General features: G+C 60.9%; 12 protein-coding genes and 1 tRNA gene. 8 read left to right on the top strand and 5 right to left on the bottom strand.

The window, feature by feature from the left end; translation table 11 throughout:
- Positions 1-42 precede the first annotated feature (42 nt).
- Positions 43-3,786, bottom strand: a complete 3,744-nt coding sequence (locus EGT36_RS09590; protein ID WP_037090877.1) for an ATP-binding protein — start codon at positions 3,784-3,786, stop codon at positions 43-45.
- 314 nt (positions 3,787-4,100) lie between these two features.
- On the opposite strand from EGT36_RS09590, the gene EGT36_RS09595 reads away from it, so the two are divergent.
- From EGT36_RS09595 to EGT36_RS09605, 3 genes are all read left to right on the top strand, one after another.
- A tRNA-His gene (locus tag EGT36_RS09595) sits at positions 4,101-4,177 on the top strand.
- A 211-nt stretch (positions 4,178-4,388) separates the two neighbouring features.
- Positions 4,389-6,020 (top strand): Ppx/GppA phosphatase family protein, encoded by a 1,632-nt coding sequence (locus EGT36_RS09600; protein ID WP_037090862.1) that lies wholly within the window; start codon positions 4,389-4,391, stop codon positions 6,018-6,020.
- A complete protein-coding gene (locus EGT36_RS09605; RefSeq protein WP_037090861.1) occupies positions 6,017-6,757 on the top strand; it encodes an RlmE family RNA methyltransferase in 741 nt (246 codons plus the stop codon). The genes EGT36_RS09600 and EGT36_RS09605 overlap by 4 nt, the downstream gene beginning before the upstream one ends.
- Here EGT36_RS09605 and EGT36_RS09610 read toward each other — a convergent pair whose 3' ends face one another.
- Positions 6,758-8,155, bottom strand: coding sequence for an MDR family MFS transporter (locus EGT36_RS09610; RefSeq protein ID WP_004440092.1), 1,398 nt, complete (start codon positions 8,153-8,155; stop codon positions 6,758-6,760).
- A gap of 209 nt (positions 8,156-8,364) precedes the next feature.
- Between EGT36_RS09610 and EGT36_RS09615 the strand changes: the two genes are divergently transcribed.
- From EGT36_RS09615 to EGT36_RS09640, 5 genes are all read left to right on the top strand, one after another.
- The gene (locus tag EGT36_RS09615; protein ID WP_037090947.1) at positions 8,365-9,366 is read left to right on the top strand and encodes an MBL fold metallo-hydrolase; all 1,002 of its coding nucleotides are present in this window, start codon (positions 8,365-8,367) and stop codon (positions 9,364-9,366) included.
- 179 nt (positions 9,367-9,545) lie between these two features.
- Positions 9,546-11,051 carry an IMP dehydrogenase gene (gene guaB / locus EGT36_RS09625; protein WP_037090860.1) on the top strand — a complete coding sequence of 502 codons (1,506 nt, stop codon included), beginning with the start codon at positions 9,546-9,548 and terminating at the stop codon, positions 11,049-11,051.
- Between the two features lie 112 nt (positions 11,052-11,163).
- A complete protein-coding gene (locus EGT36_RS09630; protein ID WP_034496309.1) occupies positions 11,164-11,565 on the top strand; it encodes an MAPEG family protein in 402 nt (133 codons plus the stop codon).
- A gap of 150 nt (positions 11,566-11,715) precedes the next feature.
- Entirely contained in the window at positions 11,716-12,744 is a 1,029-nt protein-coding gene (gene adhP, locus EGT36_RS09635; protein WP_004440101.1) for an alcohol dehydrogenase AdhP, read from the top strand.
- Positions 12,745-12,862: 118 nt separating this feature from the next.
- Positions 12,863-13,738: a dienelactone hydrolase family protein gene (locus EGT36_RS09640; RefSeq protein WP_037090859.1), complete on the top strand. Its 876-nt coding sequence runs from the start codon at positions 12,863-12,865 to the stop codon at positions 13,736-13,738.
- Between the two features lie 283 nt (positions 13,739-14,021).
- On the opposite strand, the gene moaB is transcribed toward EGT36_RS09640, so the two are convergent.
- Genes moaB through EGT36_RS09660 form a run of 3 tightly spaced genes read right to left on the bottom strand, consistent with a single transcriptional unit; the run spans position 14,022 to position 17,392 of the window.
- Positions 14,022-14,567, bottom strand: a complete 546-nt coding sequence (gene moaB, locus EGT36_RS09650) for a molybdenum cofactor biosynthesis protein B (protein ID WP_006699469.1) — start codon at positions 14,565-14,567, stop codon at positions 14,022-14,024.
- 26 nt (positions 14,568-14,593) lie between these two features.
- Positions 14,594-15,493: a 4-(cytidine 5'-diphospho)-2-C-methyl-D-erythritol kinase gene (locus EGT36_RS09655; RefSeq protein ID WP_037090858.1), complete on the bottom strand. Its 900-nt coding sequence runs from the start codon at positions 15,491-15,493 to the stop codon at positions 14,594-14,596.
- A 6-nt stretch (positions 15,494-15,499) separates the two neighbouring features.
- Positions 15,500-17,392, bottom strand: coding sequence for a tetratricopeptide repeat protein (locus tag EGT36_RS09660; protein ID WP_037090857.1), 1,893 nt, complete (start codon positions 17,390-17,392; stop codon positions 15,500-15,502).
- Positions 17,393-17,472: the final 80 nt, after the last annotated feature.

Raw genomic sequence — 17,472 nt, forward strand, 5'->3', positions numbered from 1 at the left:
TTCTCCAGCCGGCGGCTTTCGCATTGCTACGCCCGCATGACCTCAGTTGGCAAGGACCCGCTGTGACGGAAAGGTGATTTCCACCAGCGTGCCTTCGTTGGGTGTCGAGGTGATGGAGAAATTCGCCCGGTTGGCGTCCACCATGGCCTTGGTCAACGGCAGGCCGAGCCCGGTGCCGTCACCGCGTACACGTTTGCCGGAAGAAGCCACCTGCCGGAACGGCTTCATCGCCTGTTCCAGTTCCGCCCGCGTCATGCCGATACCGGTGTCGCGGATGCGAAGCGACACGCTGCCATTGGCCTCATAGGCGGTGGACACGACAATCTGCCCGCCCGAAGGGGTGAAGCGAATGGCGTTCGACAGGATGTTCAGCACGATCTGCTTGATCGATCGCAGGTCGGCGACGATCTGCGGCACCGATTGCGCAAGCGCCGTGCGGATGATGACGCGCTGGTTGTTCGCCTGCGGCTGCACCAGCGAGACCGCTTCGGCCACCGTTTCGTTGAGCGGGACGGCGATGAAGTCGACATCCATCTGCCCCGCCTCGATCTTGGATATATCGAGGAGATCGTTGACGATATCGAGCACATGCCGGCCGGAACGACCGATATCATTGGCGTATTCCACATAACGCGGATGGCCGATCGGCCCGAAACGTTCAGTCGCCATCATGTCCGCAAAGCCGATGATGGCGTTGAGCGGCGTGCGGATTTCGTGGCTCACGCGCGCCAGGAAGTCGGTCTTGTGCGCATTGGCAGTTTCCGCCGCGCGCTTGGCGTTGCGCAGTTCTTCTTCGGTGCGCTTCCACTGGGTGATGTCGCGGATTACGGCGCAATAGCCATGTGAGGATTTGAGCCGCCCGATGGTCATGAACAGCGGCAGGAAACCGCCGGATGCTTCGCGGCCGATCACTTCGCGGCCATCGTTCAGCACGCTCGCAACACCGTTATTGGCGAGGCCGGAGAGATAGTCCAGCACGGCGCGCTGGCTCTCATGGGCAAAGAGCGCGACGAAAGGCTTGCCGGCAATTTCGCCATTGTCATAGTTGAACAGCGCGCTGGCCGAGCGGTTGAGGGAGCGGATTTCGCCCTCGTCGCCCAAAAGCACCACGCCGTCAGTGGCCGTTTCAAGAATGGAGTGCAGTTCCTCGACTTCGCCCTGAAGCAGGGAGATGCTGCCGGCTTGCGCGCTCTGCGCCGCAGTGTTTTCATTGGCGGCGGCAACCGGCGCTGCTTTTTCTTCCAGCGGAACGAGAGAAAGCATCAGCGCCTTCGTCTCTTCCCAGCGGATGGATTGCAGCCGCGCTCTGACAGGAATGATATCGTTTTCGGCGCTGACAACCACCATGCCGCCTTCATTGTCAGGCATGTCTTCGAGCTCCTGCCTCTGCAGCAGGGCTTCCAGCCCACCCACTTCTTCGAGTTCGGCCAGAGAGTCATAACCCGTCAGCCGCAGGAAATCCGGATTGGCATGGATCAGCCTGTCGCCGGCATGCACGAGAAGGGCAACGGGCATCTGGTCCAGCGTCTCGGCCGTCAGCGCGTCGGCGGGGCGAGGTACAGGACTGACCATTGCTGCCGCGACTTCGGCAACCGGCCGCTCTTCGGCGACGGCCTGCTGCTGCATTTCGTCCGAACCGCTTTCCGCTACGGGTTCGCTGACGGCCGCAGGCTGTTCACCCCGAACATAGTCGGCAAAAAGATCGTCGTCCTGCGCTGGCGCCGTGGCCTTGAGGTCAGTATCGGAAGGTGCGCTGTCAGGCGCATCCGCATCCACGTCCTGTTTAATATCATGCGTGTCCGAACCGATGGAAACGGTTTCCGCATCCGTTTCCCGGCCGTCTTCGAAAGCAGTATCCGCTGGCGCCAGGGCGCGGCCGATTTCGCGGAAGGCGGCCTGCTCACCGGCGGTCAGGCCTTCGCGGGAGCGCGAACGGCGCTCTTCCAGACGAACGATCTTGTCGGAGGAAGACGGTTCCGGTGCAGTTGCCGGGGCTTCGAATTCGGGCGGGGTGTAATCATGATGCTGTTCGTCGGTCGAAACGTCGTCCGCTGCATCGTCTGCCGCTCCGACCTCCGCGGCCGGGATTTCATCGTCAGTAGCCGATCCGGGAGTGTCCTCCGCATCGTCATCCTCATCGATGAAGGCCAGCAATTCATGGCTCGTGCTGTCGACGGTTGGCTCCGGAGAAGCCTCCGCCGGATCAGACTCTTCGCCCTTCAAGAAGGTAAGGCCGATGGCGTGCGGGTCCTCTGTGGCGTCGGCCAGGCGCACGATGCCGAAACCGCGAAAACCGTCAAATTCCCGTGAGCGGGTATAGGTAGGCAGGGCGGCGAGATCGATCGGCACCATCAGCGATGTGCCTTCCACCGGCCAATGGATTGTCTTGCCCGACCACGTGTCGCGGCGGCCGAGAAGCTCACGGATCTTGCCGTCGGGATCGAGATTGAACAGGGCGGCGACGTCGGCAAAGCCCATGCCCTCCACCGCAGCCGCCCTGGCACCCACGGCCTCGGCAAATTCATGAGAGATGGAGCTGAACCGTCCTTCAGCGTCGATTTTCCAGACGAAACGGGATGCACGGGCGCCCGCGTTGAAGGCAAAAGGCTGGGCCTGTTCGACTGCTTCGGTCTCGATTGCAGCATCCTCGTCCGCCGGTGGCGCAACCGGGGATGCCGCGTTTTCGGTTATCTCGTCCTTTGCGACGAAACTCTCCGCATCGAGAGCCTCTTCGGCGGGTTCGTCGTCCGTCTTCTTGGTGAAGGGCGCCTCCGCCTCATCCTCATCCAGTTCAAAAAGATCGGCAATGTCGTCAGTCATCGCCACGTCCGCAGCCGCATCGGCGTCCTGCGTGAAAAGCGCTGCGGGGGCCTCCGGCTTCTCTTCCGCAAAGGGCAGAAGCCTGTCTTCATCCTGTCCGGATACCGCTTCTTCCTCCGCGTCGGACGGCTGCTCCTGCGGGTCTTCCACCTCTTCGATGTCTGCAACAGCATCGAGAACGGCGTCGAAAGAGGCGGCTGTTGCGACAACAGGCGCCGTCTCTGCAACCGGCGACGCAGGTTCGGCGACCGGGACGTCCTGCGGCTTGTCCTCGGCAAAACCATCGGGGTCGAGTGTGCCCAGTGCGGTTTCGACGACGAAGATCAGGTTGAGTTCGGGCGTGGTGGTGATTTGGCCGGCGGCTGCGGGCAGATAACCCTTTCCGGTGGGTACCGGGCGTTTGACGAGATGCCCCGATTGGCGCGCCGCCATTCCGACCAGTGTTCTGGCCGTATGCGGGGTGATGCCGAGTGTAGAGAAGCCGGGCGAGGCGGCAACGATCCGGTTGTCGCCATCGGTGACTGCCATATGGATATCGGGGTCGTCGAAACCTTCGATCATGCGCCGGGCGCATTCCACCATGTCGGGCTCGGCCTGATCGGCGCGGGCAGAAAAGAGTATCGCGGTTTGGCCGGGCTCGGCCTCAATGATCTCCGCGCGCGCAGTCGCGGCAATGCTGCGGAAACCGGAGGTGATGCGGATCGTGAAGGGCAGGCTGTCGCCGGTCTTTGAAAGCCGCGCCGCCGTGGCCGCCAGTTGGCGGAATGTCACATCCTGCCGCTTCGGCCCCTGTTCCAGAAAGTCATAAACCATCGGCGTGCCAAACAGGGCAGCGCCGCGTCCATTGGCCCATAGAACATGTCCAAGATCGAGCGAGAACAAAGCCATCGCTTCACCGCGCCCGAAACCTTCACGCACCCGTTCATGCACTGCGATATCGATAAAGGGATACTGGACGGCGGGCATGTCGAAACCTATTCTGGCACTACCGGACCTTGCGGGCTCCCGGCTTCCTCATGAAACCGAAACGTAAACCCGCCGAGGCATCACGTTAACAGAATTTTAAATAACTTCACAGGGTCGCCGGGTCCACCGCCCGGCTTATGAATCACCAAATAGAGTTAACATCAACAGCCTCAATGCCGGCTTTCCGGTGTCAGCCCGCGCTGGAAAAGCGCTTGCCTTTCGCTGCCTTTTTTCGCAAAATTCGGATAGGGACTTGCAAATGGGAAAAACACCTTTTATGTGACCCCCCGTGGCGCCGCTTTGGCGTTTGATGTGCGGTTGTAGCTCAGTTGGTTAGAGCGCAGGTTTGTGGCACCTGAGGTCGGTGGTTCGACCCCACTCAACCGTACCATTCCCCTCTCCCAGTAAGTTTATATGTCACAAGGACTTACCGGGAGAGGGGAAAGTCTATTCCACCGCTGGTCAGATATCCCGTTTTCCCGGAAAATAATCTTTGCGGTCACACGGCGCGCGGGTCGTGTTAGGGGCCCTGCGGTTTCAGTCCGGCAAAAACCATTTGGCTAAAATCTCTTGCGCTGGTATTGTCTGCCCAACGAAACCTTATGAAAGCCTGCAGCATAGCGTCTACGCTTGTGCGCGGCGAAATGGACAAGACAGTGATCGACCCCGGAAACGGCCCAAAGCCGTCGGAACAAGGGGCGTCGGTGGCAAACAAAGGGAAAGCGAAGCGTTCCCGTCGTGGCAAGAAACACAAGCGTGACGGTAAGCTCCGTGACGCCTCTGTGTTGTTGCATGATGTTGCCGCGGATGTTCCGGCCGGTTCCTCCTATGTATCGGCGCTCGAGCCGGATGCCGAGCCGCGCAAGAGAAAACGTCGCAGGCGTTCTCGAGGCAAGGGTGCGTCTCAGCCTGCATCTGCGGCTTCCCCTGCACAGGTCCAGGCTTCAGCTGCAATTGACCCGGCCAATCCATCCTCCGTACCACCCGGTGGCGGGCGTAAGTCGCGTAACCGCAAACGCGGGCATCGCGATCCGCGTGGACGTGATCCGCAGGGCCGCCCGCTTGTCCCCAGCCATGCACCGAAACACGTCGGCAAGCAGAACGGTCGCGCCGGCGGCTCCGCGCAGGACCAGCACCGGCAGCAATCGGAAACATCAGCCCGTCACCCAGGGCGGCAGCACGAGCATGGCCCGGACGCGCCGGCGGATATGTATGCCGCGCTTGATCTCGGCACCAACAATTGCCGCCTGCTGATTGCGCAGCCGACGCGGCCCGGCCAGTTCCGGGTGGTCGATGCGTTTTCGCGCATCGTGCGGCTGGGTGAAGGGCTGGTATCGAGCGGCCGGCTTTCCGATGATGCTATGGACCGCGCGGTTGAAGCACTCAAGGTCTGCGCCGCAAAACTCTCCGGCCGCCCGATCCGGCGCATGCGGCTCATCGCCACCGAGGCTTGCCGCGCTGCGTCGAATGGCGAGGAGTTTCTGGCGCGTGTTACGCGGGAAACGGGGCTTAAACTCGAAATCATCAGCCGCGAGACGGAAGCCCGCCTTGCGGTTTCGGGCTGCGCCTCCCTCGTCGGCCGTGAAGCGCGTTCCGTCGTGCTGTTCGATATCGGCGGCGGATCGTCGGAGATCGCCGTCATCAAGGTCGGGGAGAACCGCTCGAACCGGCTTGCCAACCACATCACCCACTGGACCTCGCTGCCCGTCGGCGTTGTCACGCTTTCCGAACGCCATGGCGGCCGTGATGTGACGCCCGACGTTTTTGCCGCGATGGTGCGGGAAGTCGAAGGCCTGCTCGACGCCTTCCATTGCCCGCCGCTCGCGCCGCAAACGCATCACGAGGATTTTCACCTCATCGGCACATCAGGCACGGTGACGACGCTCGCGGGCGTTCATCTCGATCTGCCGCGATATGATCGCCGCAAGGTGGATGGTCTCTGGCTTTCCGATGCCGAGGTGACGGCGATGCAGGACAAGTTGCTGGCATGGGATTTCGCCGGCCGCGCCGCCAATGCCTGCATCGGGCCTGACCGGGCCGATCTGGTTCTCGCCGGCTGCGCGATTCTCGAGGCCATTCGCCGCCGCTGGCCGGCGCGCCGAATGCGCGTGGCGGATCGCGGTCTGCGCGAAGGCCTGCTGACGGATATGATGGCGGATGACGGCGCATGGCGGCGCAACCGCATAAGGCGCATGCAGATGGTACGGCAGGACAGGACGGAAGGTTTGACATGAGCAAGGCGCCAACAAGCACCAATCGCACCGGCCGCAAGATCGGCCAGAAGGTCAAGAAGACCAAGCTCAAGGCCTCGTCGCGCCGCTGGCTCGAACGTCATATCAATGACCCCTATGTGCAGCGTGCCAAGCTGGAAGGCTATCGCGCCCGCGCCGCCTTCAAGCTGTTGGAAATCAACGACAAGCACCAGATCTTGAAGGGGGCCACCCGCATCATCGACCTTGGCGCCGCCCCCGGAAGCTGGTCGCAGATCGCCGCCAAGGTGACGGATTCGACCGAGGACGATATCCGCGTTGCAGCGATCGATTTCCTCGAGATCGATCCCATTCCCGGCGTGAAAATTCTGCAGCTCGACTTCCTCGACCCGAGCGCGCCGGAAAAGCTGATGGAGGCCGTTGGTGGCACGCCCGATCTTGTTTTGTCGGACATGGCAGCACCCACCACCGGGCACCAGAAAACCGACCACATCCGCACCATGCACCTATGCGAAGTCGCGGCCGATTTTGCCGTTCAGGTGCTTGCGGAAGGCGGCCATTTCCTTGCCAAGACCTTCCAGGGCGGCACGGAAAAGCAGCTGCTGGATATGCTGAAGAAGAACTTCAAGCAGGTTCTCCACATCAAGCCGGCGTCGTCACGCTCGGAATCGGTGGAAATGTTCCTGCTTGCCAAACACTTCAAGGGTCGCAAGACCGAGGCGGCGGATGCATCTGAAGCCGAAGAGGCCTCGAAAGACTGATTACTCCGCCGGTTGCGAGACCTTGCCGCGGTGGCCGGAAACGGCCGCACCCGCCTGTGCGTCCATGCGGATGATCGGCACGATGGCGAAGAGCGATACCAGCGCGACGATGGTGAAGGCGATGTGGAAATCGGCGAGCTGCAGATGCGTGCCCGACATCATGCTGCTGACTTCCAGAATGGAAGCGGCGAATGCAACGCCGAGCGCCAGGCTGATTTGTTGCAGCACGGAGGCCATGGACGTTGCTTGGCTCGCCTGACTGTCCTCGATATCGGAATAGCTGAGCGCGTTCGATCCGGTAAAGAAGAAGGACCGGGCAAATCCGGCCGTCACAAGAAAGATCATGATCAACGGGTATGGCGTTTCAGGCGTGAAGAAACTGTTGGCGAGCGTCGTGAACGCGCCGACGATGCCCGCGCCGATCAGCGTCGAGCGAAATCCGGTCGCCGCAAACACCCGCTTGGCCATGAACTTGGTGGTGATCGCCCCGATGGCGCCGGCGAAAGTTATCATGCCCGACTGGAACGGGTTCAATCCGAAACCGATCTGCAGCATCAGCGGCATCAGGAAGGGAATGGCGCCCGTGGAGATGCGGAAGATGGTGCCGCCAACGGAGGCTGCCCGGAAGGTCGCGTTCTGGAAAATTCGAAAGTCCAGAATGGGGGCGGGGTGGTGCGCAGCGTGGCGCATATAAAGAAAACCGCAGATGAAACCGATGATGGTCGACGCGATGCCGATGGCTGGCGGGAGCGCAGGCAGGCTGACGACGGAGAGGCCGAACACCACGCCGGAGGCGGCGATGCCGGACAGCACGAAACCCTTTCCGTCCATTGGCGGCGGGTTGGTGGTTTCGATTTCCGGCAGGAAGATCGTCGAAAGCCAGATGCCGATGATGCCGATCGGCACATTGATCAGGAAGATCCAGTGCCATGAAAAATAGGTGGTGATGAAACCGCCGATGGGCGGACCGGTCAGCGGCCCCACGAGCCCCGGTATTGTCAGCAGCGCCATGGCGGAGACGAGTTCGCTGCGCTTCGTCGTGCGCAAAAGCACAAGGCGGCCCACGGGTGTCATCATCGCTCCGCCCATACCCTGCAGGAAACGCGAGAGTACGAATTCGAACACCGAAGACGAGACCGCGCAGCAGATCGACCCCACGACGAAGACGCCAATGGCGAAACGGAAGATTTTCTTCGCGCCGTATTTGTCGGCCATCCAGCCGCTGATGGGAATGAAAATCGCCAGAGCCACCATGTAGGCCGTTAAAGCCAGCTTGAGCGTAATCGGGCCGACGTGGAGATCTGCGGCAATTGCCGGAAGCGAGGTGGCGATGACGGTGGAGTCCATCTGCTCCATAAAGAGAGCGACTGCCAGGATGAGGGGAATGATGCGGTTCATGAGGCTGCCTGCGGCTTTCCGCTGCGACAAGGGATATCGCCGTCCGTCCTACGCCTGATAAGCGGGCTTGCCAACACGTTAATTACCAATTTCTGATGTTCCGATCAAACCTGCGTGAGGCCGGTTTCCTTGCAACTTTCTCGCTCTATTGTCCGTTGGGTGAGTTCAGTTGGCAATCACGGCCAGTTGGCGATATCGGAGACAAGATGATGACCCAATCCTTGAACATGAGCAGACGCGGCCTCATCGGTGCGGCCGGCGCGAGCGTTCTCGGCGCGCCGTTTTTGATGGCGCGCAGCGCAAATGCCCAGACCAACCAGCCGCAGACCTCGATGGAGATAGAGCACGCCATGCCGCCCGAAACCAACCGCTTCAAGCTCGGTAATTTCGAAGTGCTGGTGTTGAAGGATGGCGCGCGCGCGGCCCCCAATCCCGGCGAGACCTTCGGCACAGACCAGTCGGCCGAGACGGTCGGTAAATTGCTGGAAGACAATTTTCTGCCGACGGACCAGTTCGTCAATTCCTTCTCCCCCGTCCTCGTCAATACAGGGTCCGACCTCGTGCTGTTCGACACCGGTTTCGGTGAGGCCGGGCGCGGTGCGGGCAATGGTCGCCTGATCGAGGGCATGGCAGCCGCCGGTTACGCACCTGAAGATGTGACAGTGGTGGTGCTGACCCACATGCATGGCGACCATATCGGCGGCCTGATGGAGAAGGGCGCACCGGCCTTTTCCAAGGCACGTTATGTTTTCGGCCAGACGGAATATGATTTCTGGACGGATGAAAAGCGCGTCGGCACGCCGGCAGAGGGCGGTCACAAGGGTGTTCTCGCCAACGTGAAGCCGCTGGCCGAAAAGGCGACCTTCATCGGCGACGGTCAAGATGTGGTGTCTGGCATCACAGGCATCGCAGCCTTCGGCCATTCGCCGGGGCACATGATTTTCCGTGTCGAATCGGAAGGCAAGCAGCTGATCCTGACGGCGGATACGGCCAATCATTTCGTCCTGTCGCTGCAGAGACCTGACTGGGAGGTTAAGTTCGACATGGACAAGACGGCAGCCGCTGCGACCCGCAAGAAGGTCTTCGACATGATTGCCGCCGACCGGCTGCCCTTCCTCGGCTACCATATGCCTTTCCCGTCTGTCGGTTACGCAGAAAAGCTGGATACGGGTTATCGTTTCGTGCCGAAATCTTACCAGTTCGATATCTGATATCTGCTGCAATGCAGCAACAGGAAAAGCCCGGAAGCCGATTCCGGGTTTTTTCTATTCCCTTCCTGTCATGAACGTGTTACCAGCCCTCGCCAACTTCCAAGCAATCCTTGCACGGCGCCGGGGTGAACTTTTCGTTCCGGAGCGGCCACGCATTTTCAGTATGAAGGAATTTGGTCATGGCACGCATCATTCAAACACCCACTGGTTTGGACGCTCTCACATTTGACGATGTGTTGCTGCAGCCCGGACATTCCGAAGTCATGCCGGGACAGACGAATATCGCCACCCGCATCGCCCGCGATATCGATCTCAACCTGCCTATCCTCTCCTCCGCCATGGATACGGTCACCGAAGGTCGCCTCGCGATCGCCATGGCCCAGGCCGGCGGCATCGGCGTCATCCACCGCAACCTGACCCCCATCGAACAGGCCGAAGAAGTCCGGCAGGTGAAGAAGTTCGAAAGCGGCATGGTCGTCAACCCCGTCACCATCGGCCCGGATGCGACGCTTGCAGAAGCACAGGCGTTGATGAAGGCGCATGGCATTTCGGGTATTCCGGTGGTTGAAAACGGCGGTTCCGGCGGCCACAAGAACGGCCGCCTCGTTGGCATCCTGACCAATCGCGACGTTCGTTTTGCCTCCGATCCGCAGCAGAAAATCTACGAACTGATGACCCGCGAAAACCTGGTCACGGTCAAGGAAAGCAGCGTCGATCAGCAGGAAGCACGCCGCCTCTTGCACAAGCACCGCATTGAAAAGCTGCTCGTGGTGGACGCCAAGGGCAATTGCGTCGGCCTCATCACCGTCAAGGACATTGAGAAGTCGCAGCTGAACCCCAATGCCACTAAGGATGCGCAGGGCCGCCTTCGCGCCGCTGCCGCCATCAGCGTTGGTGCTGACGCCATCGAGCGCGCCGAGCGCCTCATAGATGCCGGCGTCGACCTTCTGGTTGTCGATACCGCGCACGGCCATTCGCAGCGCGTGCTGGATGCCGTCTCTCAGGTCAAGAAGATGTCGAACTCGGTTCGCATCATCGCAGGTAATGTCGCCACTGCCGACGGCACCAAGGCTCTGATCGATGCCGGCGCGGACGCCGTCAAGGTCGGTATCGGCCCCGGCTCCATCTGCACCACCCGCATCGTCGCCGGCGTCGGCGTGCCGCAGCTTGCGGCGATCATGTCGTCGGTTGAAGTCGCCAACGCGGCTGATATCCCCGTCATCGCCGATGGCGGCATCAAGTTTTCGGGCGATCTGGCCAAGGCGATCGCCGCCGGCGCCTCGGCCGTCATGATCGGGTCGCTGCTTGCCGGCACGGATGAAAGCCCGGGCGAAGTATTCCTGTATCAGGGCCGGTCCTTCAAGGCCTATCGCGGCATGGGCTCCGTTGGCGCCATGGCGCGTGGTTCTGCCGACCGTTATTTCCAGGCTGAAGTGCGCGACACACTGAAGCTCGTGCCTGAAGGCATTGAAGGCCAGGTTCCCTATAAGGGCCCGGTCTCCGGCGTTCTGCACCAGCTGGCCGGCGGACTGAAGGCTGCCATGGGTTATGTTGGCGGCAGCAACATCAAGGAATTCCAGGAACGCGCCACTTTCGTGCGCATTTCCAGCGCTGGCCTGCGCGAAAGCCACGCCCATGACGTGACAATCACCCGCGAAAGCCCGAACTACCCCGGCGCGGTTTGATCTTTCGAGCCGAATCCGTAAAAAGATAGGCTAGTTATTTGGCGCTCCCCGATTCATGCCGGATCGGGGAGCGTTTTCATGATTGGAGAAAAGCATGTCACCCACGACCGCAATGTTCTGGCCGATGATCGCCCATGTCGTTCTGGTCTTCTGGCTTTACGCGCTTCTGATCGTTCGGCGCAACAAATATGCATTCAAGGATCGCGAATCGGCGATCCGCCTCCGGGATCACGGCGAGGAGGCACGCGAAAGCCGTCTGGTGAACCGCAACATCGCCAACCAGTTCGAAGTGCCGGTCCTGTTCCACATCGCCTGCCTGCTGCTCTACATCACGGATGCGGACAATATCGTGACCGTTGTCCTGGCATGGCTTTTTGTGCTTTCGCGTTATGCTCATTCCTATGTCCACGTCACCAGCAACCGCCTGCGTCAGCGCGGCGCATTGTTTGGTATTGGTTTTGCGCTGGTCGTCTGCCTGTGGGGATGGCTCGCCATATGGTTGGCGCTGGAGTAAATCAGCACCGTGAGGTTGCTTCATAAGTGAGACAATCCCGGCCTGCAAAATGGTGCGATTTGCGATGGGTCAATTCCATGATGCCCCATCCCCGTTAATCTCTGCCTCGCCGTCGAGGATTTCAGGCGAGCAGAGATTAGGGAGTATGTCATGGCTAAGACAATGAAAGCGGCAGTCGTCCGCGCATTTGGAAAACCGCTGACCATCGAGGAAGTGGCGATACCGGATCCCGGCCCCGGTGAAATTCTCATCAACTACAAGGCGACGGGCATTTGCCACACCGACCTGCACGCCGCAACCGGCGACTGGCCGGTCAAACCCAACCCGCCTTTCATCCCCGGCCACGAAGGTGTCGGTTATGTCGCAAAGATCGGCGCTGGCGTCACGGGCATCAAGGAAGGTGATCGCGCCGGCACGCCCTGGCTTTATACGGCCTGCGGATGCTGCATCCCCTGCCGTACGGGCTGGGAAACGCTATGCCCGAGCCAGAAGAATTCCGGTTATTCCGTCAACGGCAGCTTCGCCGAATATGGTCTTGCCGATCCGAAATTCGTCGGCCGCCTGCCGGATAATCTCGATTTCGGCCCGGCCGCACCTGTCCTTTGCGCCGGCGTCACCGTCTACAAGGGTCTGAAGGAAACCGAAGTCAGGCCCGGTGAATGGGTGGTCATCTCGGGCATTGGCGGGCTTGGCCATATGGCCGTGCAATATGCCAAGGCCATGGGCATGCATGTTGTTGCCGCCGATATCTTCGATGACAAGCTGGCGCTTGCCAAAAAACTCGGCGCCGATGTCGTCGTCAACGGCCGTGCGCCAGACGCCGTGGAGCAGGTGCAGAAGGCGACCGGCGGTGTCCATGGTGCGCTGGTGACGGCGGTATCGCCGAAGGCCATGGAACAGGCCTATGGCTTCCTGCGCTCCAAGGGCACCATGGCGCTTGTTGGCCTGCCGCCGGGCTTCATCTCCATTCCGGTATTCGACACCGTGCTGAAGCGCATCACGGTGCGCGGCTCCATCGTCGGCACACGACAGGATCTGGAGGAGGCGCTGACCTTCGCCGGCGAAGGCAAGGTAGCTGCTCACTTCTCGTGGGATAAGCTCGAAAACATCAACGATATCTTCCACCGCATGGAAGAGGGCAAGATCGACGGCCGTATCGTCGTGGACCTCGCCGCCTGATGTGAAAATCCGGAAGCGGCGCTCACGCAAATGTGTGGCGCCCCTTCCGACTGCCTTATTCCCCGCCCTTAGATCTGCGTTATCCTCCCGCATCCGTGCGTCCAAGGAGGATAGAGCGATGGACAAGCCCAAGATTACGCAGGCCATGATCGACGCTTATGATGAGTATACCCATCTCAGCCTTGATCGCCGCAAATTCATGGAAAAGCTCACCGTGCTGGCCGGCTCCGGCGCGGCGGCGGCGGCAATTGCGCCCCTTCTTTCCGCCAACAGCGCCCGCGCCGCCATCGTCGCGCCTGACGATGCTGGCATTGTCGCGGAAGACGTGACCTATCCGGCGCCCGGCGGCGAGATGAAGGGTTATCTCGTCACGCCGAAATCGGCGTCCGGCCCCATCGGTTCCGTCATCGTCATTCACGAGAACCGTGGCCTCAACGACCATATCCGTGATGTGGCCAGACGCGTGGCGCTCGCCGGATTTCGGGCGCTCGCGGTCGATTTCCTCTCGCCGCAGGGTGGTACGCCCGCTGATGAGGAGAAGGCGCGGCAGATGTTCAGTGGTCTCGACATGGATGCAACTGTCGCCAATGCCGAAGCGGGACGGGTCTGGCTTGCGGCAAGGCAAGGGGCGAATGGCAAGGTCGGCGCCATCGGTTTCTGCTGGGGCGGCGGGCTGGTCAACCGTTTCGCCACCAAGTCAGAAGGTCTGAATGCCGGCGTCGCCTATTACGGTCAGCAGGCCCCGGCGGCCGATGTGCCGGCCATAAAGGCGCCGCTGCTTTTGCATTACGCCGGTCTCGACGAGCGCATCAATGCCGGCATCGATGCTTACAAGAAGGCGCTGGAGGAGAACGGCAAGACCTTCGAGATTTTCGTCTATGACGGCGTCAACCATGCCTTTAACAACGATACCTCCGCGGCGCGCTATGACAAGGCGGCTGCTGATCTCGCCTGGGGGCGGACGGTGGAATTTTTCAGGAAATATCTGGGGTGATTGGGTTTTGAGCGGGCAGCTGTTCTTCTCGCCGGTGGGGGAGGCGGAAATGCTTTTGGATGTTGTCCATTGAGAGCGAACCTAGGCGCGTCGGGCTCACCCCCCTCTGCCCTGCCGGGCATCTCCCCCTCAAGGGGGGAGATCTGCAAGAGGCGCTACCGCCACTTTATTCTCAAGCCCTAAGATGGGCGAGACCTCGCCTCAAGTCGATCTCCCCCCTTGAGGGGGAGATGCCCGGCAGGGCAGAGGGGGGTAAAGCCCCACGCCCCCTCGATCAAGTGCCCTAAACCCCACCAGCTCCACGCTTCAAATGCTCATCCAGCCGCGGCATGATTTCCACGAAATTACACGGCAGATGACGATAATCGAGTTGCGCCTTGAGGATGCCATCCCAGGCATCCTTGCAAGCCCCCGGTGATCCCGGCAGCACGAAGATGAAGGTCGCATTCGTCACACCACCGGTCGCGCGTGACTGGATGGTGGCGGTGCCGATCTTGTCATAAGAAATGCGATGGAACAGCGCCGAAAACCCGTCCATGCGCTTTTCGAACAGCGGTTCCAGCGCCTCGGGTGTCACATCGCGGCCGGTAAAGCCGGTGCCGCCTGTCGTGATGACCACATCCACGCCGTCAGTGAGCGTCCATTCGCGCACCGTGTCTGCGATCGCCGCCTTGTCGTCAGGCACGATGGCGCGGGCGGCGAGCCTGTGGCCTGCCTCCTCCAGCCTTGCGACCAGCGTATCGCCGGACTTGTCATTCTCCAGCGTGCGGCTGTCCGAAACGGTCAGAACCGCAATGCCAAGGGGAATGAAGGGTCTATCGCCTGCCATGGCTTTGTCCTCGAAATATCCGGCCCTCAAATGGTCCGCGTTGCCTGAAAATACCAGCCTGGGCGCTTCTTCCGAAGCGATGTTTCCGCGTTTTGGGCGGCATCGAAGGAATGAAAAATCCCGAAACAGGTTGCCCCCGAACCGGACATGCGCACAAGGGTGGCGCCCTCCTCAGACAGCAACCCGATGATCTCGCCGATGTCAGGCAGAAGCGCCTGGGCCGGCGGTTGCAGATCGTTGCGACTTTCCGCGAGAAAATCCTTCCAGCCGATTGTCACCTCGCCAACCTTGGCTGGCGTCGGCAAAGGCGGGTTGGCCTTGTTCTGCAATCGCCGGAAAATCTCCGGCGTCGAGACCGCCTTCAGCGGGTTGGCCAGCACCAGAAACAGTTCCGGCAGGTCATTGATCGGTTCGATGTCCTCGCCGATGCCGCGCGCGATCAGCGATCGGCTTTCAAGACACATAGGCACATCCGCACCGAGCCTCAGCGCTATCGACGAAATCCTATCCGGTGTTATCCCGGCACGCCAGTGGCGCAGAAGCGCCCGCAGCGTTGCCGCCGCATCCGCCGAGCCGCCCCCTATACCTGATGCAACGGGCAGATTCTTTTCAAGATGAATGGCGACCGGGGGCGCTGGTTGACCAACTGATGCGAGCGCGTTGCGCAGCAAATCTCTGGCCCGGGTAACGAGGTTATCGCCGCCATCGCCGGCGTGTAGAAGATCGCCAAACGGTCCTGAGATGGAGAAGCTGTCGACATCGGCGTCTTGGATATGGATCGTGTCGCCGGCTTCGGTAAACACCACCAGCGATTCAAGCAGATGGTAGCCATCCGCCCGCTGCCCGGTAACATGGAGTGCCAGATTAACCTTGGCCGGGGCCGCCTCGACTGTCTCGGCCGCCCCGGAAATGCCCTGCATCGCCATGTGGCGTCAGGATTTCTTGTCCGGAGCAGGGGTCGCCGGGGCCGGAGGAGCCGGCGGCTGCGGCGCGACGTCCTTCTTGGCCGTATTCTCGGCATCCTTTTCGACTGGCGGCAGGCCGTTGGCGATCTTTTCCTTCACCTTGGCCTTGTCCACGTCGTCGCTGTCGCCGATCAATGCGCGGTTCCACTGATAGACCGCCTCGATCTTGCGGCCGACGCGCCAATAGGCATCGCCCAGATGGTCGTTGATGGTGGGATCACCGGCCTTGAGTTCGATTGCCCGTTCCAGTTCGGTCACGGCATCGTCGAAATCGCCGAGGCGATAATGCGCCCAGCCGAGCGAATCCACGATATAGCCGTCATTCGGACGAAGCTCGACGGCACGACTGATCATCTTCATGCCTTCATCGAGATTGATGCCCTTGTCCACCCAGGAATAACCCAGATAGTTCAGAACCTGCGGCTGCTCGGGGTTCAGCTCCAGCGCCCGCTTGAAATTCGGTTCGGCCTTGTCCCATTGCTTCAGGCGCTCGTAGGCGATGCCGCGCTGGAAAAACACCGTCCAGTCGGATTTCTGCGGCACGGCGCCGATCACTTCAACGGCCTTGTCGTAATTCTCCGCCATGGCCTTGTAGTCCTTGGCATCGGACAGCACGCTGCCATAGGCGAGGTAGGAACGAATATCCTTGGGGTCGGATTCGAGGAGCGACTTGAGGTGTTTGCGTGCCTCTTCCACCTTTTCGGTCTGCGCCAGCGTCAGTCCGAGCTGCAGCTCGGAGATGCGATACATCGGCGAGTCCTTCGGCACTTCGCGATAGAAGGCGATGGCACGTTCCGGCTTCTTCATGGCTTCTGCAAGTCCGCCGAGAAGAATGAGCGTATCCGGGCTCTTCGGATCGAGCGCGCGCGACGTCTGCAGATAAAGCGTGACGATCTCTTCGGCGCCTTCGCGGTTCAACGCACCGGCGATGGAGAACATGACGCTGGCGGCGCCCTCCACGGCATTGGTGATCTGCTGCTCCGGCTTCTCACCCTTTTCGATGGACTGGCGGAGCGCTTTCAGCGGTGCGTAATTCGGCGCGAAAGTGTCGCCGACCGCGATCGCATCCAGCGCTTTCTGCTTGTTGCCGGCGGAAGCCTCCAGCCTTGCGAGCGCCATCACTGCGCGCATATAGGTATCGGAGGCGGTCGCTCCGCCTTCGCGGTCGGTTACCGCTTCGTTCAGGCTCTTGCGGGCGGCCTCGGTGTTGCCGGAAACAAGCGCGATGGCTGCCGCATTGTATTTCTGGAAGATCGAAATCCAGCCCGGGCCCTTCATGTTGTTGACGAGCGCCAGAGCCTCCTTCGGCTTGCCGGAACCCGCGCGCGCCCAGGCGGTCAGAAGCGTGTTGACCATGCGGTCCAGATCGTTCGGGCCGGAATATTTCAGGATTTTCTCGGCCTTGGCGAATTCCTTGTCCTTGATGGCGTCGAGGCCACGCACGATGGTCGTGACGCGTTCCACCGAGGTATCGTCCTTCATCGAATCGGCAATCTTGGCGCCGGCTTCGAAGTTGCCGCTCAGAAGTTCGGCGATCATCAGCCGCTGGCGGATCTCCGAGTTGGCAGGGTCGAATTCCAGCGCCTTCTTGTAGAGCGAAATTGCGGTGGGATAATCCTGATCGACATCGGCATTGCGTCCGGCGAGGAAGGCGCCGGAGAAGGTGTTGACCTTGCCGGGGTCGAACGTAACGGCCTTGTCTTCCGGTGTCGCCTTCGTCTCCGCAAAGCCGGGGCTTGCACCCGCGCCGATTGCGAGAGCGGCGGCAAGAGCGGCGCTGCAGAGAAGACGGAGTGCTGGTTTACGCCGCATGAGGGAACCTTTGCCTTTGTGCAGAAGCACGGAAAAATCAGTTTCCATTGTTTGGTCACTACAGAATGGCTTTTTTGAAGCAACCCCGCAAGAAATTATGGCCCCGGCCACAATCACGCCTCGCGGAG

The organism is Agrobacterium sp. FDAARGOS_525, assembly GCF_003938925.1.
Taxonomy (GTDB): Bacteria; Pseudomonadota; Alphaproteobacteria; order Rhizobiales; family Rhizobiaceae; genus Agrobacterium; species Agrobacterium pusense.